Raw genomic sequence first — 21,190 nt, forward strand, 5'->3', positions numbered from 1 at the left:
GAACCGTGACCATGAGCGTCAGCGAGCAGGAACACGAGCTGGAACAGCAGAAGGGCCAAGAGCAGCAGGAGCAGGAAGCGACGTTTTCCCCCGGCCGCCTCTACGGTGTGGGCCTCGGCCCCGGCGACCCGTCCCTGATGACGATCCGGGCCGCCGAGGTCATCGCCGAAGCCGAGGTCGTCGCGTACCACAGCGCCCGGCACGGACGCTCGATCGCCCGCGCGATAGCCGCCCAGCACCTCCGCCCCGACCACATCGAGGAAGCGCTGGTCTACCCGGTCACCACCGAGTCGACCGACCACCCCGGTGGCTACCGCGGCGCGCTGGACGAGTTCTACGAGACCGCCGCGGCCCGCCTCGCCGCCCACCTCGACGCCGGTCGCACGGTCGCCGTCATCTCCGAGGGCGATCCGCTCTTCTACGGCTCCTACCAGCACATGCACAAGCGGCTGGCGCACCGCTACCCGACCGAGGTGATCCCCGGCGTCACCTCGGTCAGCGCCGCCGCGGCCCGCCTGGGCAGGCCCCTCGCCGAGGCCGACGAGATCCTCACCATCCTCCCCGGCACGCTCCCCGAGGAGGAGCTGACGGCACGTCTCGCCGCCACCGACGCCGCCGTCGTCATGAAGCTGGGCCGTACGTTCCCCACCGTCCGCCGGGCGATGGAGCGCTCGGGACGGATGGCGGAGGCGCGTTACGTCGAGCGGGCCACCATGCCCGGGGAGCGCACGGACGCGCTGTCGGCCGTCGACTCCGACACCGTCCCGTACTTCTCGGTCGCGGTCGTGCCGAGCCGCATCGCGAATCCGCCGGAGCCGGAGCCAGCGCCGGAGCCGGAGCCAGCGCCGGAGCCGGCACCGCGGGCGGAGGCGGAGGCAGAGGCAGAGGCAGAGGCGGGTACGGCCGCTACGGGCGAGGTCGTGGTCGTCGGCACCGGCCCGGCCGGCCCCCTCTGGCTGACCCCCGAATCGCGAGGCGCCCTCGCCGCCGCCGAGGACCTGGTCGGTTACACCACCTACCTCGCCCGGGTCCCTTCCCGCCCCGGCCAGCGCCGCCACGCCTCCGACAACAAGGTCGAGTCCGAACGCGCCGAATTCGCCCTCGACTTGGCCCTGCGCGGCCGTCGGGTCGCCGTGGTCTCCGGCGGCGACCCGGGCATCTTCGCCATGGCGACGGCCGTCCTCGAAGTGGCCTCCCAATCCCCGTACCGCTCCGTCCCCGTACGCGTCCTCCCAGGCGTCACCGCCGCCAACGCGGCCGCCGCCCGCGCCGGCGCCCCGCTCGGCCACGACTACGCGGTCATCTCCCTCTCCGACCGCCTCAAGCCGTGGGAAGTCATCGCCGACCGCCTCCGCGCCGCCGCCACCGCCGACCTGGCCCTGGCCCTCTACAACCCCGGCTCCCGCACGCGTACGTGGCAGGTCGCCAAGGCCCGCGAACTCCTCCTCGAACACCGCGCCCCGGACACCCCGGTCATCGTCGCCCGCGACATCGGCGGCCCCGAGGAGTCCCTCCACACGCTCCCCTTGACCGACCTCGACCCCACCCAGGTCGACATGCGCACCCTCCTCATCATCGGCTCGTCCCAGACGCGGGCGGAAAGACGCGAGGACGGCAGCGACAAGGCCGTGGTCTGGACGCCACGGACATATCCCGAGCGGTAGCACGCTGACCGATCGGCAGTTCCGCATCGGCGGTGGCCCCTGCGGCAGGCAGGGGCCACCTGACGCTATGTGAGGGCGCGGTTCAGTTGGCTGTGGTGGCCTCGTTGAAGAGGTGGCGGAGCCACGTGGCGGCTTCCTCCGGGGTTGCCGCTTCCGGGACGCCCGTTGGGGTCGGGGGGCGCCGTACGAGTACGACCGGTACGCCGGCCTCTCTCGCGGCGGTGAGTTTCGGGGCGGTTGCCGCCGCACCGCTGTCCTTGGTGACGAGGACGTCGATGCGGTGGGTGCGGAGGAGCTCGCGTTCGCCGTCCAGGGTGAAGGGGCCCCGGTCCAGGAGCGTGGTCATGTGGGGTGGGTGCGGGGGCTCGGGCGCGTCGACGGAGCGGACGAGGAACCAGTGGTCGGCGAGGTGGGCGAAGTGGGCCAGGCCCATGCGGCCCGTGGTGAGGAATACGCGGCGGGCGCCGGGGAGGGTGAGGGTGGGGAGGACCGCGGCGGCCTCGTCGAGGGAGGCAACCGGGTGCCAGTCGTCCCCCGGTCCCGGTACCCAGCCCGGCCGGCGGAGGGCGAGCAGGGGAACATGGGCGGTGGCGGCCGCCTGGGCCGCGTGGAAACTGATCGTGCCGGCGAAAGGATGGGTGGCGTCGATGAGCACGTCCACCGCGTGCTCGCGCAGCCAGCGCGCGAGGCCCTCGGGGCCGCCGAATCCACCGATGCGGACCTCCCCGGCGGGCAGGCGCGGGGCGGCGACCCGGCCGGCGAGTGAGCTCGTCACGCGCAGGGACGGATCCGCGGCCAGGGTGGTGGCCAGGCGGCGGGCCTCGGCCGTACCGCCGAGGATGAGGACATGGCGGTGGCGGACCGGGCGGCGGGCGGCGTCGGGCATGGGGCGTGGGTTCCTCCGTGGCTGCGGGTTTCTCCGTGGCAGCGGGTTTCTCCGTGGCAGTGGATTTCTCCGTGGCTGCTGAGCAAGCGAAGGGTACGGGACAGCCGCCGGAGGGCACGGGGGCGGCTGCCGGTGGGCGGAGCGCGCAGCTCGCGCACACCGGGCTGCGGCACGGGTGGACGACCGGCGCGTGTGCCACGGCGGCGAGTACGGCCGCGTACACGGCGCTGCTCAGCGGGGAGTTCCCGGATCCGGTGACGATCACGCTGCCGAAGGGGCAGACGCCGTCGTTCGCGCTGGCGGTGGAGGAGTGGGACGCGGAGCACGGCATCGCCATGGCGGGCGTCGTGAAGGACGCCGGAGATGATCCGGATGTGACGCATGGGGCGTTGATCCGGGCACGGGTGCGGAGGCTGGCGCCCGGGTCGGGCGTCGTGTTCAAGGCCGGGCCGGGGGTCGGGACCGTGACGCGGCCGGGGCTGCCGTTGGAGGTGGGCGAGCCGGCGATCAACCCCGTGCCACGGCAGCTGATCAGGGAACATCTGGCCCGTGTCGCGGAGCGGTACGAACGGTACGGGCGGCATGAGCAGTACGAGCGGCACAGGCGGCATGAGCCGCGTGAACGGTACGAGCGGCATGAGCGGTACGGCCGTGAGGGCGCGGCGGGGGCGCCGGACGTCGAGGTGGAGATCTCCGTCGATCACGGGGAGGAGATCGCGCGCAGTACGTGGAACCCGCGGCTGGGCATCCTGGGCGGGCTGTCGATTCTGGGGACGACCGGGATCGTGGTGCCGTACTCGTGCTCGGCGTGGATCGATTCCATCCGGCGCGGGGTGGACGTGGCGCGTGCCGCGGGTCGTACGCACGTGGCCGGATGTACGGGCTCGACGTCCGAGAAAGTCGCCGTCGCACTGCACCATCTGCCCGAGGACGCGCTGCTGGACATGGGGGACTTCGCGGGGGCAGTGCTGAAGTACCTGCGGCGTCACCCGGTGGACCGGCTCACCATCTGCGGCGGGTTCGCCAAGCTGTCCAAACTGGCGGCCGGCCATCTGGACCTGCATTCGGCACGGTCCCAGGTGGACAAGGGCTTTCTCGCCGAACTCGCGCGGGAGGGCGGGGCCGATGAGGCGCTGGCGGGGGAGGTGGCGGTGGCCAATACCGGGCTGGCGGCACTGCAGTTGTGCGCGGCGGCCGGGGTACCGCTGGGGGATCTGGTGGCGGCGACGGCGCGGGACGAGGCGCTGGCCGTGCTGCGGGGGGCGCCCGTCGCGGTCGATGTCATCTGTATCGACCGGGCGGGGATGGTGGTGGGGCGGGCGGAGCCGCGGGGGCCGGGGCCGGGCGCGGGACCGAGGCCGGGACCGGGCGCGGGCGCCGTCACGGATCGGGGCGGAGGCCCGCGGCCCGGGCCCGGGGCCATGAGCCGGTGAGGGGCCCCGTCAGTTCCTCACCGGCCGTCTTTTGGGGGGAGCAGCGGTCGTCGGACCCGCGGCCATAGGAACCCGCGGTCGTTGGACCTTGGCCGTAAGCCCCGCGGTCGTCGTGACGTTCCGGATTACCGCTTGCCGCGCAGGGAGCCGGAGCCCTGGTCGGCGTCGTCCCGGGAGCCCCGGTCGTCACCGTTGCGGGAGCCCCCGTTGTCACGCGCCGCCCCCTCGTCATCGCGCGGCCGGCTTTCGTCACGCGAAGCCCCGCCGTTGTCCCGGCTGTTACGGCCCTCGTCGCGGGAGGCGCCGGCGTCCTCGTCGCGGGATGCGCTGCCCTCGTCGTCACGGGAGGAACGGGCATCGTCGTCCCGGATGTCCCGGAAGCCGGGGACATCGTCGTCGTCCCGGTATCGGTCGTTGTCCCGCACGGCCCGGTTCCCGCTCTTGTGCCGGCCGTGATCCCGCTGAGAGGTGGAGCTGTGCTCGCCCCGGTAGCTGTAGCCCAGCCGGTCCGCCACGCAGTCGGCCCCCTCGGTCAGCGCGCCGATCGCCGTACCGAGTGAACAGGCGAGAAGCCGTACGGGACTGTCGTTCATCCACTCCGGGCGCTCCGAGTGCCCGCGGGAGGGCGAGGGATCGGAAGGCCGTGGATGGTGCTTCGGGGCGTCGGCACCGGCGATGCCGCCGCCGAAGAGTGTCAGCAGAGCTGCGGTGGCAACCGTTCCGGCGGCCAGTCTGGTGCGCATCGTGGCATGCTCCTTCTTATGCGGATTACTCGGTTTCTTATGCGGTTTAGTCGGTCGTTTCGCTCGTGAGACGGGCTTCGGTCTCCCGTGAGGTTCGGACCTTCCATACCGGGACCGAACGACCTAATAACCGATATTCACCCCGATGGGGCCGCATGATCAGTCAGAAGATGCAGGAGGCGTGGTAATACGCCATCAAGCGCCACAGGACCCGTGCAACTGCCGCTCCCGCTCCGCCGAGTACAGATGGCTGTCGCGGAACTGCTCGGCCCCCAGCGTGCGGCCGACCATGATGACGGCCGTCCGGACCACGCCCGCGGCCTTCACCTGCCCGGCGATGTCGGCGAGGGTGCCGCGCAGGACGAGTTCGTCCGGGCGGGAGGCCATCGCGACGACGGCGGCCGGGCAGTCGGCCCCGTAGTGCGGCAGGAGTTCGGCCACGACCCGGTCGACGTACATCGCCGCCAGGTGCAGGACGAGCAGCGCGCCGCTGCGGCCGAGGGTGGCGAGGTCCTCGCCTTCGGGCATGGGCGTGGCACGCTGGGCGACGCGGGTGAGGATGACGGTCTGGCCGACGGTGGGCACGGTCAGCTCGCGCTTGAGCGCGGCCGCCGCCGCGGCGAACGCGGGAACCCCCGGCACCACGTCGTACGGCACCCCGGCCGCGTCCAGGCGACGCATCTGCTCGGCGACCGCGCTGAAGACGGAGGGGTCGCCGGAGTGCAGGCGGGCGACGTCGTGGCCCTCCTCGTGGGCTCGGACCATCTCGGCTGTGATGGTGTCGAGGTCCAGCTGCGCGGTGTCGATGAGCCGGGCGCCGGGCGGGCACTCGGCGAGCAGCTCACGCGGCACCAGGCTGCCGGCGTAGAGGCAGACTCCGCAGGAGGCGAGCGTACGGGCGCCGCGGACGGTGATCAGGTCGGCGGCGCCGGGGCCCGCGCCGATGAAGTGGACGGTCATGGTGTGGAGCCTCCCGGGGGAGTGACGGTCATGGTGTAGGGCCTCCTGGGAGCGTGGGGAGTGCGGAAGACGACGGGAACGGGTCAGGGCTGGCTCGCTCCTACGGAGCCCGAAGCGGGGCCGGCTCCAAGGGTTTCACCGCCGCCCACTGCGTGACCGGCATCGCCTGCCGCCAGCCCGTGAAGCCGCCGACCGGTACCGCGTGCGCCACCGCGAGCCGCACCAGTTCGCCGCCGTGCCGCCGGTACCAGTCGGTGAGCAGCGCCTCGGACTCCAGCGTCACGGTGTTGGCGACGATCCGGCCCCCCGGCGCCAGCGCCTCCCAACACGCGGCGAGCAGGCCGGGCGCGGTCAGCCCGCCGCCGACGAACACCGCGTCCGGCGTCGGCAGGCCCGCCAGCGCGGCGGGCGCGGAGCCGGGTACGACGCGCAGCTCCGGTACGCCGAGCCGCCCCGCGTTACGGCCGATGCGCTCGGCCCGTACGGGGTCGCGCTCGATACTGACGGCCCGACAGCCACGGTGCGCACGCAGCCATTCGATGGCGATGGAGCCGGAACCGCCGCCGATGTCCCACAGGAGCTCGCCTGGCGCCGGGGCCAGCGCGGCGAGCGTGGCGGCGCGGACGTGGCGCTTGGTGAGCTGGCCGTCGTGCTCGTACGCGGTGTCGGGGAGGCCGGGGACGGCGGACAGGGGCAGGGTGCCGGGCTCGCGGACGCACTCCAGGGCGATGACGTTGAGGGGGTCGGCGGGCGGTGCGGACCAGTCGGCGGCCACCCCCTCGACCGTGCGCTCGCGGTCACCGCCGAGCTGTTCCAGTACGCGCATACGGGTCGGGCCGAAGCCGTGGTCACGCAGCAGGGCGGCGACCTCGGCGGGGGTGCCGGCACCGGCGGAGAGCACCAGCAGACGGTGGCCGTCGTACAGCGCACGGGCGAGGTTCTCGGCGGGCCGGCCGACGAGCGTGACCACCTCGGTCTCCTCCACCGCCCAGCCGAGACGGGCGCAGGCGTACGAGACGGAGGAGGGGTGCGGGAGGATCCGGAGGGGCCGTCCGGCCACCTCGCCCAGCGTCCGCCCGATCCCGTAGAACATCGGGTCGCCGCTGGCCAGTACGCACACCCGGCGCCCGGCGTACCTGGCGAGCAGCCCGGGCACGGCGGGGCGCAGCGGCGAGGGCCACCGGACGCGTTCGCCGGGGCACTCGGGGCCCTTCGCGGGCAGCAGCGCGAGCTGGCGGGCCCCGCCGATCAGCACCTCGGCGTCCCGCAGCACCCCCTGGGAGGCGGCGGACAGCCCACCCCACCCATCGGCTCCGATGCCGACGACGGCGAGCGGCTCCGGCGCCTCCGGAACGTCCGGAACATCCGAGTCGGGCGGTGGTGGTGGTACGGGGCTCACTGCCGATGACCTCTATACGTCTGTACGTCGACATCTATGTGTCGGGACGGGCCTGGTGACGGGAGCCGCACTCTACTGACCGGGCGCCGCGGACCCGCCACCGGGACGGACGCACAGGTGGGTACCGACGCATACTCGTACCCGGCGGCGGCTGCCCGCCCGAAGGCAGGGCAGTCCGCCCTCCTCCACAACCTACGCCACACCGCCCTGACCAGGCACGATGCGCCGTTCGACGGTAATGACAACGGTCACCGATGCAGCCTTTGGATCTTTCGTCGAAGTGCGGTTTGCTTCGCTTCGAGGCGTCGGCACCTCCGAGGCGCCGGGACCGAGGAGCCGGGAAGGAGCGCGCTCATGACCGAGCACGCGCACAGCCACACGGACAGCCAGGGCCACGGGCACAGCCATAGCAACGGGCACAGCCACAGCCACGCCCACGGTGTCGCACCGAACGCCGACCGGCGCTGGCTGCGCGCCGCGCTGATCCTCCTCACCGCGTACATGGCGGTCGAGGTCGCCATCGGTGTGATCGCCCAGTCCCTGGCGCTGATCTCGGACGCCGCCCATATGCTCACCGACGCGGTCTCGATCGTGCTGGCCCTGATCGCGATGCGGCTGGCGGCCCGCCCGGCGCGCGGCGGCTACACGTACGGGCTCAAGCGCGCCGAGATCCTCTCCGCGCAGGCCAACGGAATCACCTTGCTGCTGCTGTCGGTCTGGCTGGCGTATGAGGCGGTGGACCGGCTGATCGAGCCGCCCGAGGTGGCCGGCGGGCTGGTGCTGGTCACCGCGCTCTCCGGCATCGTCGTCAACCTGATCTGTGTCTGGCTGATCTCCAAGGCCAACCGCTCCAGCCTCAACGTCGAGGGTGCCTACCAGCACATCCTCACGGACCTGTTCGGCTTCATCGCCACCGCCGTCTCCGGTCTGGTCGTCATGACGACGGGATTCGCCCAGGCCGACTCGATCGCCTCGCTGGTGGTCGTCGCCCTGATGCTGAAGGCCGGTACGGGGCTGGTGCGCGAGTCAGGACGGATCTTCATGGAGGCCGCGCCGGCCGGTATCGACCCGGACGCGATAGGCGATCACCTCGTCGCCCAGGACCAGGTCGTGGAGATCCACGACCTGCACATCTGGCAGATCACCTCCGGTCAGCCGGCGCTCTCCGCACACATCCTGGTGGCCCCCGGCGGCGACTGCCACAAGGTCCGCCGCGGCCTGCAGGCGCTGCTGAGCCGGCGGTACGGGATCACCCACGCCACCCTCCAGGTCGATCACGTCGGCGAGGACGGCGACGCCGACGACGTCCTCATACTCGGCCCCCGCCCCGACCCCGGCACGACGGACCCCGCACCCCACGCGACGGACCCCGCCTCCAGCCACTGCGAGGACGCCCACGGCCCGGTCCACCGTCCGGGCCCACACGAGCACTGAGCACCGGGCGGCGGACCGGGAGGACCTAGTGTCTTCTCAACGTCTTGTCAGTGTCTTAGGCCGGGGCGGGCTGGACGACGGCATGGGCCTTCGCGGGCTTGTACTTCTTGCTCCCGTTGTAGATGGCGTCGTAGCCGTTCGCGACGGCCTTTCCCCAGAACAGGGGCTCACCAAGGTGTGAGCCGGAGTCGATTTCCGCCTCGCCATTGGCGTTGGTGGTGGCGGTGCCGACCTCCTGGCCGTCGACCTGGAACACGATCGTCTCGCCCTGGATCGGGCTGCCGTCCTTGTCGAGGAGCCTCGCCTTGCCCTTGCCGCTCGCCTGGCCCAGCACACTGCCCTTCGTCGCCGAAGCAGTGAGTTGGACGGCTTCCTTCTCACTCGACTGCCCCTGCCCCTGCCCCTGCCCCTGTCCTTGCCCCTGCCCCTGCCCTTGCCCCTGCTGCTGCATCAGCTGGTTGAGCTTCGCCTCAAGCGACTCAACCCTTTCGTTCAGCTTGGCGATCTCCAGCTGCTGTTGTGCTTCCTGGACGCTGGGCATGCAACTTCCTCCTGTCGTTACCTACTTGGGCTCTTGCACTGCGTTTCCGGACTGCGTGTCGTGGAATCACGCCGACCGCCTCCAGGATTCGCACACGCTCCGGGTATATGCCCTCGGCATTACTCCAATCGCCTTACTTATGGGGCATCCGAGTGAGATCGACTCGGGTGAACCCGTAGCCCGGGTGACCCCGCAGTACGAAACCCCACGCCCACCGCCCCCGGTCACCCAATGGCACCGGCCCCACTCGCGAGCCACACCCCCACCGACTTACCTGGAAGGTGGCCGCACGGCAGGGCGAGGGCTCACGGGAGGACGACGCGATGCCAGCGACCCCACCCGTACACCCGGACAGCCGGGGCACGGGGCGGCGCGTACGGTCGGCGGCAGGCGCGGCACTGCTCCTGCTGGGAACCCTCCTGCTCCCCCTGGGGCTGACCGCCACCTGGGCACACGCCCAACTCACCGAGACCGACCGCTATGTGGCAACGGTGGCGCCACTCGCCGAGAACACCGCCGTACAGCAAGCCGTGGTCGACGACGTGACGGACGGGGTCATGACCCATGCTCCACTCGACGGCCTGCTGAACGGCCTCCTCAAGGCCGTACCCCGCGCCGAACGCCCAGCCGTCCGCCGCCACTTCGCCCACGGCATCCGGGAGTCCGTCGCCAAACAGGTCCGCCAGGTCGTCACCGGCCGCGGCTTCCCCACCATGTGGAACGGCGTCCACCGGACCGCCCACCGGACCCTGGACGGCACCCTCGCCGCCCCCGGCCCCGTCCATTCGGAAGTCACCCTCGACCTCACACCGGTCCTGGAACGGGTCAGGCACCAGCTCTCCCACAACAGCATGGGCCTGGACATGGTCCGCCGCGTACCGCACTCCGACGTGGAAGTCGTCCTGCTCAAAGCCCCGTACGTGCCCCGCCTCCGCACCCTCTACGACGCCGTACGCCACGGAGCCCACCTCCTGCCCCCGGCCGCGGCCCTCTCCCTCGGCACCGGTCTCCTCCTGACACACCGCCGCCGACGGGCACTGACCTGGACCGGGGCAGGCTGCGCGGCAACGGCCGCCCTGCTCGCCGCGACACTCGCGCACCTACGTGTCCGCGCCCTGGACGCCCTGCCCCCGGTGATCTCCCGCCCGGCCGCGCACGCGTACGTGGACGCCCTGACCGGACCGCTCCGCACCGGCTTCTGGCTCGTCATGGCCGCCGGGACCCTGACCGCCGTACTCGCGGCGGCCGGACCACCGATAACCCGAACCTGGCGGGCCCGGCACGCCCGCCAGGTCAGGTGATCTTCCAGAGAATCTCCTCGGCGCCCCGTCCCGTCCGTCCCATCCGCCCGAACCGAGGGCCCTCCCAGCACGGGGCAGAAGCTCAGGCAGGCCTTCCACAGCTGCCCGGTCCGGGGGTCAACGACCAGCACCTAAAGAGGCTGACGCATGCGCAGCCGTACCGCGCAACCGCTCATCCGTCTGCTAGGTGGCGCACCTTGCCCGATGTCTTACCGAATCGCTGCGCGACGTGGTCCGGGTCGTGCAGAGCCGAGGTGAACGGCTCACATAGTCAGGCTCACATGGTCCGGCTCACATGGTCAGGACGGTCTTGCCCCGGGCTCGGCCCGTGCGGCTGGCGGCGATCGCCTCCGGGGCCGAGGTCAGGGGGACCTCGCTGCCCACCAGGACCGTCAGGCGGCCCGCGTCGAGGTGGCCGGCCAGGATTTCCAGGAGCTGCGGGGAGGGACGGTTGATGAAGTTGAAGCCGCGGAGGTTGCGTTCGGTCAGGTCGTCGGCGTCGGCGGAGCCGATGAGGGAGACGGCGGTGCCGCCATCGCGGACGGTACGGGTCATCCCGGCGAATTCGGCGGGGCCGCTGATCATGTCGATCAGGACGTCCACACCGTCCGGATGGGCCGCCAGGACCTGGTCGGCCACCGGGCCCGCGGTGTGGTCGACGGTCTCCGACGCGCCCAGATTGCGCATCAGCTCCGCCATCTCCGGACGCGCGGTGGCGATCACCTCGGCTCCGCGGCCGGCCGCCAGCTGAGTGGCGAAGGTACCGACGCCACCGGTCGCGCCGACGATCAGCACCCACTTGCCCTCGCCGGTCCGGGTCTCCTCGATCAGGTTGTACGCGGTCATCCCGGCCGTCGGCACCGCGGCCGAGGTCGCGTAGGTGACGCTGCGGGCGGCGTGCGCGATGCGGTCCTCATCGGCGAGGGCGAGTTCGCAGTACGAACCTCCGCCCTGCTCGGCACGCTGGAACTGGCCGAACACCGCGTCCCCGACCGTGAACCGCCGTACGCCCGTACCGACAGCGAGCACCTCACCCGCGCCGTCCGTCCCCAGGACGAGGGGGAAGGAGGCCTTCACGGCGTCCCCGAAAGCACCGTCCGCGAGCTTCCAGTCGACGGGGTTGACCCCGGCGGCGGCCAGCCGCACCAGGACCTCGCCGGGCCCTGGCTCGGGCTGCGGCAGTTCCATGAGCTGCGGCTGTTCGCCGAATGCGTTGACTGCTACGGCTCTCATCGTGGCGTTCCCTTCCACCCTGGGGACCGGTGGCCGAGGTGGATCGTAAGCACGCCGGACGGGCCGGATGCGGCAGGAGAGGAGGCGGTGCGGCGGAAGCAACTCGTACGGCCCCCGGGGCCGGGCCGCGGAAGCAACTCGTACGGCCCCAGCCGGGGTGTGTCCGGCTGGGGCCGGTGCACCTCTGGGTACATATGTCGTCATGCGCGTTCTGGTGGCGGCGGGCGAGGAGTGCCTCGCGGACTTGGCGGACACGGTCATCGCGGGGCTGCGCCGCGAGGCGATCACGACGGATATCGCCCACGACGGCCGGGAGGCGATGGCCAAGCTGCGGCTCGGCGGGTACGACGTGCTCGTCCTGGACCAGGATCTGACCGCGTCGCACGGGAAGCGTGGGCCGTACGGGCTGCAAGGGCTGCATGGGCCGTACAGGCGGACCCGGGTGCTGATGCTCACCGCCTCGGGCCCGGGGCTGGGGCTGGGTGCCGACGACTGTCTGGCCAAGCCGTTCGCGTACGAGGAGCTGCTCGCCCGGGTGCGGGCGCTGGGACGGCGGCCCCGGACCGTCCTGCCGCCTGTCATCGAGTGGTTCGGCGTCACCCTCGACACCACGCGCCGGCTGGCGCACCGCGACGGACGGCCGCTGGCGCTCTCGCGGGCGGAGTTCGGAGCGCTGGAGGTGCTGCTTCGCGCCCAGGGCGGGGTGGTCAGCGGCGACGACCTGATCGAGGAGATCTGGGAGGAGCACACCAGCCACCGCACCAACGCGGTACGGGTCACGCTCGGCACGCTGCGCGCCAAGCTCGGGGACCCGCCGCTGATCGAGACCGTACCGGGCGCCGGATACCGCGTGACGGGGGATCGGTTGGCGGGAGAGCGGTTGGCGGGAGACCGGTCGACGGGGGATCGGTCGACGGGAGAGCGGTCGGCGGGCCCACCCGATTGCCCGTATGGCGGGACCGGTAGCGGGCCGCGGGATTCAATGGCTCAATGATCGGCTCCACGGTCGGCTCCGCGAGCGACCCCAAGACCGGCGCCACGATCGACTCCATGATCCGGTTCGAGTCCGTCACCAAGCGCTACCCCGACGGGACCCTCGCCGTCGACGACCTCTCCTTCGAGGTCCGGGCGGGCGAGCTGGTGACGCTCGTCGGACCGTCCGGCTGCGGCAAGACGACGACCATGATGATGGTCAACCGGCTCATCGACCCCACGCACGGCCGGATCTTCGTCGACGGCGCCGATATCGCCGGCGTCGATCCGGTCCGGTTGCGCCGCCATATCGGCTACGTCATCCAGCAGACCGGCCTCTTCCCGCACCGCACCGTCCTCGACAACACCGCCACCGTCCCCGTGCTGACCGGCTGGAAGAAGGCGAAGGCCCGCGAGCGGGCCGCCGAACTCCTGGACCTGGTCGGCCTGGACCCGGCCGTCTACGGCTCCCGCTACCCCGACCAGCTCTCCGGCGGCCAGCGGCAGCGGGTCGGGGTCGCCCGGGCGCTCGCCGCCGACCCACCCGTCCTGCTGATGGACGAACCGTTCGGGGCCGTCGACCCGGTCGTCCGCGACCGGCTGCAGAAGGAGTTCCTGCGGCTGCAGGCCACCATGCACAAGACGGTGCTGCTGGTCACCCATGACATCGAGGAGGCCATCCGGCTCGGCGACCGGATCGCCGTGTACGGCGCGGGGCGGATCGAACAGTACGACACCCCGGCGAGCGTCCTCGGCTCCCCCGCGACGCCTTATGTCGCCGAATTCGTGGGCACCGACCGGGCGTTGAAGCAGCTGTCAGTCACCGGTATCGACCGTGGAGACCTCGAACGCCCGCCGTTCGCCCGCCTCGGCGAACCGGCCGCGGAGGCGGTGACGCGGCTACGGGCCGAGGGCGCCCGCTGGGCGGTGGTGCTCGACGAGGACGGCGAACTGCACGGCTGGGTGGGCGCCGAGGAACTCGCCGGGGCCGGCGGCACGGTCGCCGGACACGCCCGCCGGATGGAGGCCTGGGTGCCGGTCACCGCCAACCTCAAGGACGCCTTCAGCGAGATGCTCCAGCACGACGCGGGCTGGATCGCGGTCCTGGACGGCCACCGGTTCCTGGGCGTCCTCACCCCGACCACGCTCCACGAGGCGCTGCGCCGCACGATCGGCGCGGACGAACGGGGCGCGCCCCGGGAGCGGGCGGACGTGGATTCGGTTCCCACGGAGTGAGATGCCGACGGTGACAACGGCGTGAGGCGCCGACGATGACGACGGCGTGAGGTGCCCGGCTAGGGAGTGCCGCTCCGGCTTCGTACGCGACGGGTACGGCGGATACGGCAGAGGCGGCGGATACGACGGGAAGCCGCCAGGGCGAGCGTGACGGCCGCAGCGGCCGCGGCGAGCAGGACGGCGCCGGTGCGGCCGTCGACACTGATCGCGGATGGTTCGGGTGGGCTGGCGAGATCGTCGGGACCGGCGGTTTCCAGGGGTATGTCGTGCTCGACGGGGAAACCGGAAACGGGCGGCACCCAGCGGTCGATCGGGGCCGGACCGTCCTCGACCTCAAGCTTGATCGGTGCGGCGTTGTTGCTGGGGTCGGTGTCTCCGTCAGCGGGTTCGGCCACCGAGATCCTGCCCTCGGCCCCTTCGACCCGCCGGTCGATCCGTACACGCAGGGTGACAAACCAGTTGACATTGCTGCAGTAGATGTTCCCGTCTTCCTCGTCACGCGTGCAGTAGTCGATCTCGGAGGGCAGGCCCTCCCGCTCCCACCGTGTGAGCGGGGCGAAGGTCGTCCCTTCCGGCACCTCGATCCGCACTTCCTGGGCCGCCCCGGTGGGAGCCGGGATGCTCGCCTCGGCGTACTCGCCGACCCTGCCACGGAGCTTGATGCCCTCGATGCCCCAGTCCGCTTTGTCGGCATAGCCGTGCGAGACGAAGCGCAGTTCACCACCGCGCTGCCGTTCCCCACTGTCCTGCCGGTCCCCACCGTCCTGCCGGTCCTGCCCGTCCTGCCCGTCCTGCTGTTCACCATCACGACCGTTGAGCGTGCCGATGGCGACCGGCTTGAGGCCGAGTGCGGGCAGGGTGCCCTGTTCGTACTCCGCCTTGTAGTCCTCGGTATGCGCGGGCGGATCTCCCAGCGGCCAGACGGCGTACGTATACGACCCCATGACGGCGTAGTGGCGGCCATAGACCTCCGGGAGGGGCTCGGCGGTCTCGTAGGCGGCTCCAACGGACACGGGGTTCGGGAACTCGCAGAAGAGGGTGCGCTTGTACTGCCCGCGGTAGCAGTTGCGGGGAAAGCCGACGCCGGTGTCAAAGCGGGCATCGGTGACCGTGACGCGCATGACCACTCCATGAGGCGCCGCGACCGGCCCGGTGTTCCCGAAAGCAGGTGTGAGGGACGGGATGCGGCCACGGTCGTCAGAGGTGAGGGTGTACGGCTCGTGGGTACGGAGCGTGAAGGACGGCCGCTCACCGTCCGGGCGCACCCCGCCAGGTCCGGCGGCACCGGGTGCACCGGCACCGGCGCCGGGCCCGAGCAGCAACACGGCGCCTGCGGTGAACAGGACCGCCGGAATCGCCCTGCGCCCTCTCCCCTTACGCTCCTTGCCCGCCCTGCGCACCATCACCGTCGTCTGCCCCCTCGTACCAGACCGTCCCGGTCCCCCGGGGGTGACACTCTCGCATGCATCCCCTACATACGGCTCATAGAGGTCACCCACGTCACACGGCTCACGGCTCACGGCTCACGCAGGCCGGCCCGAACCGTTTCACGTGAAACAGTGCCGGCCGTTTCACGTGAAACTCTCAGTCTCTCGGCAGCAGCCTCTTCGACACGAGGTAGTTGCGGGCCACATCGGCCGGCAGCCGCCGCCAGCTGTCCACCTGCTCGTTGAGATGCGCGAGATCGGCGGTGGTCAGGACCTTGTTGAGGCGGTTGAGGGCGGCAGCCACCCGTACGCTGCCCGCGCGGCCGCGGTTGACGACCGGGATGACGTAGTCGGCGTTCTGCAACTTCTTGTCGTCGGCGAGCAGGACCAGCCCGAACTGGTCGAGAGTGGCATCGGTGCTGGTGGTCACCATCATCTGGTCCTGTCCGCGCTGCACGGCTTGTTTGGCGGGGATCGTGCCGATGCCTTTGGGGTCGATAGCGGTGATGTTGATCCCGTACGTCTTCCTCAACCCCGGTGCACAGAAAGGCCGTTGGACGCATTCATCGCCTGCCGCGAGGCGGACCGGCAGTTTCGCCCGTCCCACGTCGCTGAGGGTCTTGAGCTGGTGCTTACGGGCGTACGCGGCGCTCACCGCGAAGGCGTTCTGGTCGACGGCCCGGCCGGCCGGAAGCACGGTCAGCCCCCGGGCCGCGGCGAGCCTCCGCAGCACGGCCATGGTCGCGCCGAGGTCGGATGAGGCGACCGGGGCAGTTGTGGAGCCCTTGTCCTTGGCGTTGAGCCAGTCCGCGAAGGTGGCGGCGTACTCGGGGACGACATCGATCTGTCCGGCCTCCAGCGCGGGTTCGTACAGCTCACGGTTGCCGACGGTGAGGACCCGGGTCCGGTAGCCGGCGTGCGCGAGCAGCGCCGCGTACATCTGGGCGAGCAGCTCGCTCTCGGTGAATCCGGCCGAGCCGATGGCCAGGTCGCGGTGGTCCCCGGGCGAGGCGGTGATCGCGGGGCGGGTCTCCAGAGAAGGACCGCGGGCGCAGCCCGTGAGCCCGACGACGGTGAGGACGGTGACGGAAGTAACGGCGGCCATGGTGGTGACGGAGGTGACAGAGGTGACGGCGGTGAGGACGCTGCGGGCGTGGACGGCCGTGCGGGCGGCGGCACGGGCTACGGCAGTGGTGCGGGCCGAGAAGGCCGGCGGCGCGGACCTCACCGGATCCGCCCCCGTGCCCACCGCGGCGCATACCGCTCCACGAGCTCGAACCCGGCCTCCATCAGCAACGCGAACGCCGCGACCAGCACCGCACCGGCCACCACCTGCGGAGTGCTGGCCAGGTTGAACCCTGCGGTGATGATCCGGCCGAGCCCGCCGCCGCCCACCAGCGCGGCGAGCGTGGCAGTGGCCACGAGCTGCACGGCGGCGATCCGCACGCCGGTCAGCACGAGCGGGAAGGCGAGTGGCACCTCGACCCGCCACACCAGCTGCGCCCCGGTCATCCCCATACCGCGCGCGGCCCGCACCACGTCACGGTCCACCTCCCGCATCCCGATGTACGCGTTCGTCAGCAGCGGCGGGACGGCGAACAACACCAGTGCGATGACCGTCGGCCACTGCGCATGCCGCCCGATGGGGGTGAGCAGCAGAAGGACCAGGACGGCGAAGGTCGGCACCGCCCGCCCGACATTGGCGAGGTTGACCGCCAGCGCACCGCCGCGCCCGAGGTGCCCGAGGGTCAGCGCGACCGGCAGCGCGATCAGGGCGCTGATGATCAGGCAGGCGAAGGTGAGCGCGAGGTGCTGCTCCAGACGGTGCCAGACGCCGTTCTCGCCGGACCAGTTGGCAGCGGTGGTCAGCCAGGCCCAGACCGCGGAAAGGGTGCTCGTGCCCGGTGCGGCGATGGTGCTCATGTCCGCCGTCCGGGTACCGTCACCAGCCGTTTCAGCCCGGCCGTCGCCCGGGCCCGCACCGCCCTCTTCCGGCCCGCCCCCTTCCGGCCCGCGCGCCGCCAGGGCGTGAGCAGTCGCTCCGCGCCGAGCAGCAGCAGATCGAAGACCGTCGCGATGATCACGCACAGCACCGACGCGGTGAGCACCTGCGCCTTGAAGAACGAGTTCATCCCGGAGTAGATGAGGTTGCCCAGTCCGCCGTACCCGACGATCGCCCCTACGGTGGCGAGCGCGACCGTCGAGACCGTGGCGATCCGCAGTCCCGCCATGGCCGCGGGCACCGCCAGCGGCAGCTCGACGGTCAGCAGTTGGCGCATCGGCCCGTAGCCCATCCCGCGAGCGGCCTCCCTGGCCTGTACGGGCACGCCGTTCAGCCCCGCCAGGATGTTCCGTACCAACAGGGTGAGTGAGTACAGGGCGAGCCCGACCACGACCAGGGTGGCGGACAGTCCGTAGACCGGGAGCAGCAGCGAGAACATCGCCAGCGACGGGATCGTGTAGACGACCGTGGTGATGCCGAGCACCGGCCCGGCCGTCCAGCGCCGGCGCCGGGCCAGCAGCGCCAGCGGGACCGCGATCACCAGCCCGAGCGCCACCGAGACCACCGTCAGCTGGACGTGCTGCGCGACCGCGTCGAGCAGGATCTGCCGGCGCGTGGTCAGGTAGTCGCCGCAGATCCACTCGTTATGGGCCAGGCAGTCGTCCGGCGGCGGTGCGGTCACGGTACGAGTCCATCCCGGCGGAGGCGGGAGTGTCGCGCCCACGGCGTCCAATCGGGTCCTGCCGCAGACCCGCCTACCCGGACTTCCCGGACCCGCCTACCCGGACTTCCCGGCCTTGGCGGCCTCCTTGTGCGGCTCGCTCCGCGGCAGCACACCAGGCTCCGTGTCCTGCGGGAACGTCAGCTGCCGACCCTGCCACTCCAGAGCCGGTACGAGCTCACGGCGCCAGGTCGCGAACTGGTGGCTTCCCCGCGGCAGGATGATCGAGTCCACCCGCATCGGCGCCTTGGCCGCCTGCATGAACCGCATCGTGTCGCGGTAATTCCCCTCGCCCTCGCGGCTGCTGGTCACCAGCGCGGAGATCTGCGGCGCGGGCAGATGCTTCAGCCGCCACAGCAGATCGTGCTCCCGCTGCCGCTGGGCGGCCGCCGGCCCGCTGCCGAAGAGGCTGCCGGTGGTCAGGTCGTCCTTGACCGCGTAGTCCCCGGAGAGCGAGACCGCGGAGGTGTACGCCTTCGGGTTGCGCAACACCAGCTGCAGCGAGCACGTACCACCGGACGAGTACCCGAACGCGCCCCAGGCGCTGGGGTCATGGCCCACCCGGTAGGCGGACTTCATGGCCTCCGGCAGGTCCTGGGTGAAGAACGTCTCGGCCTGCGGACCACCCGGCACGTCCACGCACTCGGTGTCCCGTGGCGGGGCGATCGTCGGCCGCACCATCACGATCACGGTCGGCTGCATCCTGCCCTGCTCGATCAGCCGGCCCGCGTTCTGCGGCACCTGGAGATGCTGCGCGAGATTCATGATCCCGCCCGGGTAGCCGCTGATGACGACCATGACGGGGAACCGCTGGCGGCGGAACTGCTGCTGGAAGTACTGCGGCGGCAGATAGACGAAGCCGGGGTTGATGGCCCGGCTCCGCCGCCCGGTGATCCGTACGGACTCGACCTTGCCCACCTTGTCGGCGGGCCCCTGGGGCAGTCCGGTCACCCGATCGAGCCCCTGCGGACCGGCCGGTTGGACCAGCCCGTTCTTGGCATCGCCGACCGAGGCGTACTGCCCGCCGCCCTGGTTCACGGACACGGGCGCCTCGTCGTTGTTGCCCAGAAGCTCGTCCCAGCTGCCGTAGAACTCGAAGTTCGCGTTCACCGCCAGGGCGAACGCGCACACGATCGACAGCTGGGTGACGAGGATGGCGCCCAGTCTGCCCAGCACGGCCCCGGCCCCGCGCTTCGCCAGCCGGGGCCAGAACCACACCGTGGCGGCCACACAGGCCAGCGCCAGCACGACCACCGTGCATTCGAGCGACTGACTGGTCAGCCCCATGCGCTCACATCTCCCGTCACCCTCGGAAAGGGTTCTCGCCTTCTTACGGGTTCTCGCCTTCTTACCGGCTTACCGGCCGCCTAAGGCACAACGGCGGCTCGGGACATTGGTCACCGGCAAGTGCGGGCACACCTGCCCATCGGATACCTGAGCGACCGATTCCCGCCCTTCCCTCAGGCCTTTGCCCCTCCCTCTTACTCGCCTCGTGCCGGTTCGTGCTCGCCTCTTGCCAGTTCGTTTCCGTGCCGTGATGCGGGACAGCGGCCCTGGGCCGCGTCAGCGCAATGCCGCCCCCCCCGGGCCCACGCCCAGTGCCCAACAGACCCCCGTAGCCAAAGACACCCCATGGCCGAAGCCGCCTCGGGTCCGCAAAACCACATACCTCACCAGACCCCCCGGATAGCCCATTCCACAAGGCGCGGGGTCCCACGATGGGGCCGGTCCCGGCCGCTACGCTTACGTATCCGTCCTGGTCAGGGACATGTCTGTGCTTCACGGACAAACGCCGCACCCACCACACGCAAGAGAGGTTCGCCGATGGGCATTCGGAGTCTGCTGCGCAACGCTTTCGGTCGCTCCAAGGCGACCCGTGAAGGAACCGGCGCAGCCCCGAGCGGCGCCGACAAGCCGGAGTCCGCGACCATCCCGGAGGCCCGCGAGGAGCCCACCCCGGCCCCTTCCTCGACCTCCGCCGCGTCCTCGGCTTCCGCCTCCTCGTCCTCGGCCGCTGTCCCCGCCTCCGCCCCCGCAGCCGAGGTCCCGGCCGCGCGCACGGCCCCCTCGGACGGGCCGGACGCGGACCCGTACTCGACGACCGCCTCGACGCCCGCCCCTACGACCGCCCCGACGACCGCCCCGGCCACCGCCACCCTGCCGGCCCAGGGCAGCCCGGTGGACCGCGGTGAGCCGCCGGTCCGGGAGCCGGACGCGGAACGGCCCACCGGCACGGTTACGGCCGAGGTCAAGACCGAGGTCAAGGCCGATTCCCACCCCACGTCCGATGACACTGTCGCCGACCTCGTCAGCCAGGCCTTCGACAGCCCAAGTCCGGCGCCCGACGAAACCGTCGAGCCCGCCGCGGCACCGGCGAAGGCACAGCCCGACACCGACCTCAATCCCGAGACCGAGTCGCAGGCCGAGCCCCGGACCGAGACGGAGCCCCGGGTCGAGCCCCGGACCGAGACGGAACCCCAGGCCGAGCCCCGGACCGAGACCGAGCTGGCAGCCACCGCCCCCGCCCTCGTCAGCCTCTACAAGTCCGCCCGCGTCACCCTGGACAAGCATGGCCTCGCCACCCAGCGCGCCGCCGTCTACCTCATCCTCGACCGCTCCGGCTCGATGCGCAACTACTACAAGGACGGTACGGTCCAGCACCTCGCCGAGCAGGCCCTCGGCCTCGCCGTCAACTTCGACGACGACGCCATCGTCCCCGTCATCTTCTTCTCCACCGACGTCGACGGCTCCGCCGACCTCGACCTCACCAACTACCAGGGCCGCATCGACGAGTTGCACTCCGGCCTCGGCCACATGGGCCGTACCAACTACCACTGGGCCATCAACGCCGTCGTCGAGCACTACAAGAACTCCGGCAGCACGGCCCCCGCCTTCGTCATCTTCCAGACCGACGGCGCCCCGACCTCCAAGCCGGCCGCCGAGAGGGCGCTGTGCGAAGCGGCCGAACTCCCCATCTTCTGGCAGTTCATCGGCTTCGGTGACCCGGAGGGCAAGGGCTTCGACTTCCTCCGCAAGCTCGACGACCTGGCCGTCCCGGAGAAGCGCGTGGTGGACAACGCCGGCTTCTTCCACGCCGGCCGGGACCCCCGCGCCCTCTCCCACGACGAGCTCTACCAGCAGCTGATGGTCGAGTTCCCCGAGTGGCTCACCGAGGCCCGCACCGCCGGCGTCCTCAAGGACAACTGACCCACCGCCCAACCTCAGTTCCGCCCCACCG

General features: G+C 71.4%; 16 protein-coding genes and 2 pseudogenes. 7 read left to right on the forward strand and 11 right to left on the reverse strand.

Annotated features, from left to right (window positions below; genetic code table 11):
* The first annotated feature begins 11 nt into the window (after positions 1–11).
* Positions 12–1,664 carry a precorrin-2 C(20)-methyltransferase gene (locus AZE13_RS09170; RefSeq protein WP_079123885.1) on the forward strand — a complete coding sequence of 551 codons (1,653 nt, stop codon included), beginning with the start codon at positions 12–14 and terminating at the stop codon, positions 1,662–1,664.
* Positions 1,665–1,746: 82 nt separating this feature from the next.
* Here the strand turns inward: AZE13_RS09170 and AZE13_RS09175 are convergent, their stop codons facing one another.
* A complete protein-coding gene (locus AZE13_RS09175; protein WP_066928897.1) occupies positions 1,747–2,550 on the reverse strand; it encodes a cobalt-precorrin-6A reductase in 804 nt (267 codons plus the stop codon).
* A 71-nt stretch (positions 2,551–2,621) separates the two neighbouring features.
* Between AZE13_RS09175 and AZE13_RS09180 the strand changes: the two are divergent.
* A pseudogene (locus AZE13_RS09180) lies at positions 2,622–3,887 on the forward strand (cobalt-precorrin-5B (C(1))-methyltransferase); the annotation flags it as partial.
* Between the two features lie 221 nt (positions 3,888–4,108).
* On the opposite strand, the gene AZE13_RS36760 reads toward AZE13_RS09180, so the two are convergent.
* The 3 genes from AZE13_RS36760 to AZE13_RS09195 form a co-directional block, all read right to left on the reverse strand.
* On the reverse strand, positions 4,109–4,726 hold the full coding sequence (locus AZE13_RS36760) for a hypothetical protein (RefSeq protein ID WP_066928899.1): 618 nt from the start codon (positions 4,724–4,726) through the stop codon (positions 4,109–4,111).
* A gap of 195 nt (positions 4,727–4,921) precedes the next feature.
* Positions 4,922–5,686 (reverse strand): precorrin-4 C(11)-methyltransferase, encoded by a 765-nt coding sequence (cobM, locus tag AZE13_RS09190; RefSeq protein ID WP_066928901.1) that lies wholly within the window; start codon positions 5,684–5,686, stop codon positions 4,922–4,924.
* A 100-nt stretch (positions 5,687–5,786) separates the two neighbouring features.
* The gene (locus AZE13_RS09195; protein WP_066928902.1) at positions 5,787–7,085 is read right to left on the reverse strand and encodes a bifunctional cobalt-precorrin-7 (C(5))-methyltransferase/cobalt-precorrin-6B (C(15))-methyltransferase; all 1,299 of its coding nucleotides are present in this window, start codon (positions 7,083–7,085) and stop codon (positions 5,787–5,789) included.
* Between the two features lie 354 nt (positions 7,086–7,439).
* On the opposite strand from AZE13_RS09195, the gene AZE13_RS09200 reads away from it, so the two are divergent.
* Positions 7,440–8,519, forward strand: a complete 1,080-nt coding sequence (locus tag AZE13_RS09200; protein WP_066928904.1) for a cation diffusion facilitator family transporter — start codon at positions 7,440–7,442, stop codon at positions 8,517–8,519.
* Positions 8,520–8,574: 55 nt separating this feature from the next.
* On the opposite strand, the gene AZE13_RS36250 is transcribed toward AZE13_RS09200, so the two are convergent.
* The gene (locus tag AZE13_RS36250) at positions 8,575–9,060 is read right to left on the reverse strand and encodes an Ig-like domain-containing protein (protein WP_066928906.1); all 486 of its coding nucleotides are present in this window, start codon (positions 9,058–9,060) and stop codon (positions 8,575–8,577) included.
* 323 nt (positions 9,061–9,383) lie between these two features.
* Between AZE13_RS36250 and AZE13_RS09210 the strand changes: the two genes are divergently transcribed.
* Positions 9,384–10,361 carry a hypothetical protein gene (locus AZE13_RS09210; RefSeq protein WP_258527672.1) on the forward strand — a complete coding sequence of 326 codons (978 nt, stop codon included), beginning with the start codon at positions 9,384–9,386 and terminating at the stop codon, positions 10,359–10,361.
* 291 nt (positions 10,362–10,652) lie between these two features.
* On the opposite strand, the gene AZE13_RS09215 is transcribed toward AZE13_RS09210, so the two are convergent.
* Positions 10,653–11,594: an NADP-dependent oxidoreductase gene (locus AZE13_RS09215; RefSeq protein WP_066928908.1), complete on the reverse strand. Its 942-nt coding sequence runs from the start codon at positions 11,592–11,594 to the stop codon at positions 10,653–10,655.
* A gap of 202 nt (positions 11,595–11,796) precedes the next feature.
* On the opposite strand from AZE13_RS09215, the pseudogene AZE13_RS09220 reads away from it, so the two are divergent.
* Both AZE13_RS09220 and AZE13_RS09225 read left to right on the forward strand, forming a co-directional pair.
* Positions 11,797–12,453: pseudogene (locus tag AZE13_RS09220) on the forward strand (response regulator transcription factor); the annotation flags it as partial.
* A 191-nt stretch (positions 12,454–12,644) separates the two neighbouring features.
* Positions 12,645–13,802 carry a betaine/proline/choline family ABC transporter ATP-binding protein gene (locus tag AZE13_RS09225; RefSeq protein ID WP_066929532.1) on the forward strand — a complete coding sequence of 386 codons (1,158 nt, stop codon included), beginning with the start codon at positions 12,645–12,647 and terminating at the stop codon, positions 13,800–13,802.
* 59 nt (positions 13,803–13,861) lie between these two features.
* Here AZE13_RS09225 and AZE13_RS09230 read toward each other — a convergent pair whose 3' ends face one another.
* The 5 genes from AZE13_RS09230 to AZE13_RS09250 all read right to left on the reverse strand — a co-directional run bounded on the left by AZE13_RS09230 (position 13,862) and on the right by AZE13_RS09250 (position 19,239).
* Positions 13,862–14,923: a hypothetical protein gene (locus AZE13_RS09230; protein ID WP_147264625.1), complete on the reverse strand. Its 1,062-nt coding sequence runs from the start codon at positions 14,921–14,923 to the stop codon at positions 13,862–13,864.
* 463 nt (positions 14,924–15,386) lie between these two features.
* Positions 15,387–16,334: an ABC transporter substrate-binding protein gene (locus AZE13_RS09235; protein WP_066929534.1), complete on the reverse strand. Its 948-nt coding sequence runs from the start codon at positions 16,332–16,334 to the stop codon at positions 15,387–15,389.
* Between the two features lie 119 nt (positions 16,335–16,453).
* Complete coding sequence (locus tag AZE13_RS09240) at positions 16,454–17,152, reverse strand: ABC transporter permease (RefSeq protein ID WP_066928915.1); 699 nt, start codon at positions 17,150–17,152, stop codon at positions 16,454–16,456.
* Entirely contained in the window at positions 17,149–17,913 is a 765-nt protein-coding gene (locus tag AZE13_RS09245) for an ABC transporter permease (protein WP_066928917.1), read from the reverse strand. The genes AZE13_RS09240 and AZE13_RS09245 overlap by 4 nt, the downstream gene beginning before the upstream one ends.
* Before the next feature lie 96 nt (positions 17,914–18,009).
* A complete protein-coding gene (locus AZE13_RS09250; protein ID WP_066928919.1) occupies positions 18,010–19,239 on the reverse strand; it encodes an alpha/beta hydrolase in 1,230 nt (409 codons plus the stop codon).
* 537 nt (positions 19,240–19,776) lie between these two features.
* Between AZE13_RS09250 and AZE13_RS33820 the strand changes: the two genes are divergently transcribed.
* Positions 19,777–21,159 carry a VWA domain-containing protein gene (locus AZE13_RS33820; RefSeq protein WP_079123843.1) on the forward strand — a complete coding sequence of 461 codons (1,383 nt, stop codon included), beginning with the start codon at positions 19,777–19,779 and terminating at the stop codon, positions 21,157–21,159.
* Positions 21,160–21,190: the final 31 nt, after the last annotated feature.

Source organism: Streptomyces sp. NBRC 110611 (genome assembly GCF_001590865.1).
Lineage (GTDB): Bacteria > Actinomycetota > Actinomycetes > Streptomycetales > Streptomycetaceae > Streptomyces.

Excerpts from the sequence above, each read along its gene's own strand:
- AZE13_RS09170 (WP_079123885.1), top strand. The coding sequence starts at position 12 with ATGAGCGTCAGCGAGCAGGAACACGAGCTGGAACAGCAGAAGGGCCAA.
- AZE13_RS09175 (WP_066928897.1), bottom strand. The coding sequence starts at position 2,550 with ATGCCCGACGCCGCCCGCCGCCCGGTCCGCCACCGCCATGTCCTCATC.
- AZE13_RS36760 (WP_066928899.1), bottom strand. The coding sequence starts at position 4,726 with ATGCGCACCAGACTGGCCGCCGGAACGGTTGCCACCGCAGCTCTGCTG.
- cobM (WP_066928901.1), bottom strand. The coding sequence starts at position 5,686 with ATGACCGTCCACTTCATCGGCGCGGGCCCCGGCGCCGCCGACCTGATC.
- AZE13_RS09200 (WP_066928904.1), top strand. The coding sequence starts at position 7,440 with ATGACCGAGCACGCGCACAGCCACACGGACAGCCAGGGCCACGGGCAC.
- AZE13_RS36250 (WP_066928906.1), bottom strand. The coding sequence starts at position 9,060 with ATGCCCAGCGTCCAGGAAGCACAACAGCAGCTGGAGATCGCCAAGCTG.
- AZE13_RS09210 (WP_258527672.1), top strand. The coding sequence starts at position 9,384 with ATGCCAGCGACCCCACCCGTACACCCGGACAGCCGGGGCACGGGGCGG.
- AZE13_RS09215 (WP_066928908.1), bottom strand. The coding sequence starts at position 11,594 with ATGAGAGCCGTAGCAGTCAACGCATTCGGCGAACAGCCGCAGCTCATG.
- AZE13_RS09225 (WP_066929532.1), top strand. The coding sequence starts at position 12,645 with ATGATCCGGTTCGAGTCCGTCACCAAGCGCTACCCCGACGGGACCCTC.
- AZE13_RS09230 (WP_147264625.1), bottom strand. The coding sequence starts at position 14,923 with ATGCGCGTCACGGTCACCGATGCCCGCTTTGACACCGGCGTCGGCTTT.
- AZE13_RS09235 (WP_066929534.1), bottom strand. The coding sequence starts at position 16,334 with ATGGCCGCCGTTACTTCCGTCACCGTCCTCACCGTCGTCGGGCTCACG.
- AZE13_RS09240 (WP_066928915.1), bottom strand. The coding sequence starts at position 17,152 with ATGAGCACCATCGCCGCACCGGGCACGAGCACCCTTTCCGCGGTCTGG.
- AZE13_RS09250 (WP_066928919.1), bottom strand. The coding sequence starts at position 19,239 with ATGGGGCTGACCAGTCAGTCGCTCGAATGCACGGTGGTCGTGCTGGCG.
- AZE13_RS33820 (WP_079123843.1), top strand. The coding sequence starts at position 19,777 with ATGGGCATTCGGAGTCTGCTGCGCAACGCTTTCGGTCGCTCCAAGGCG.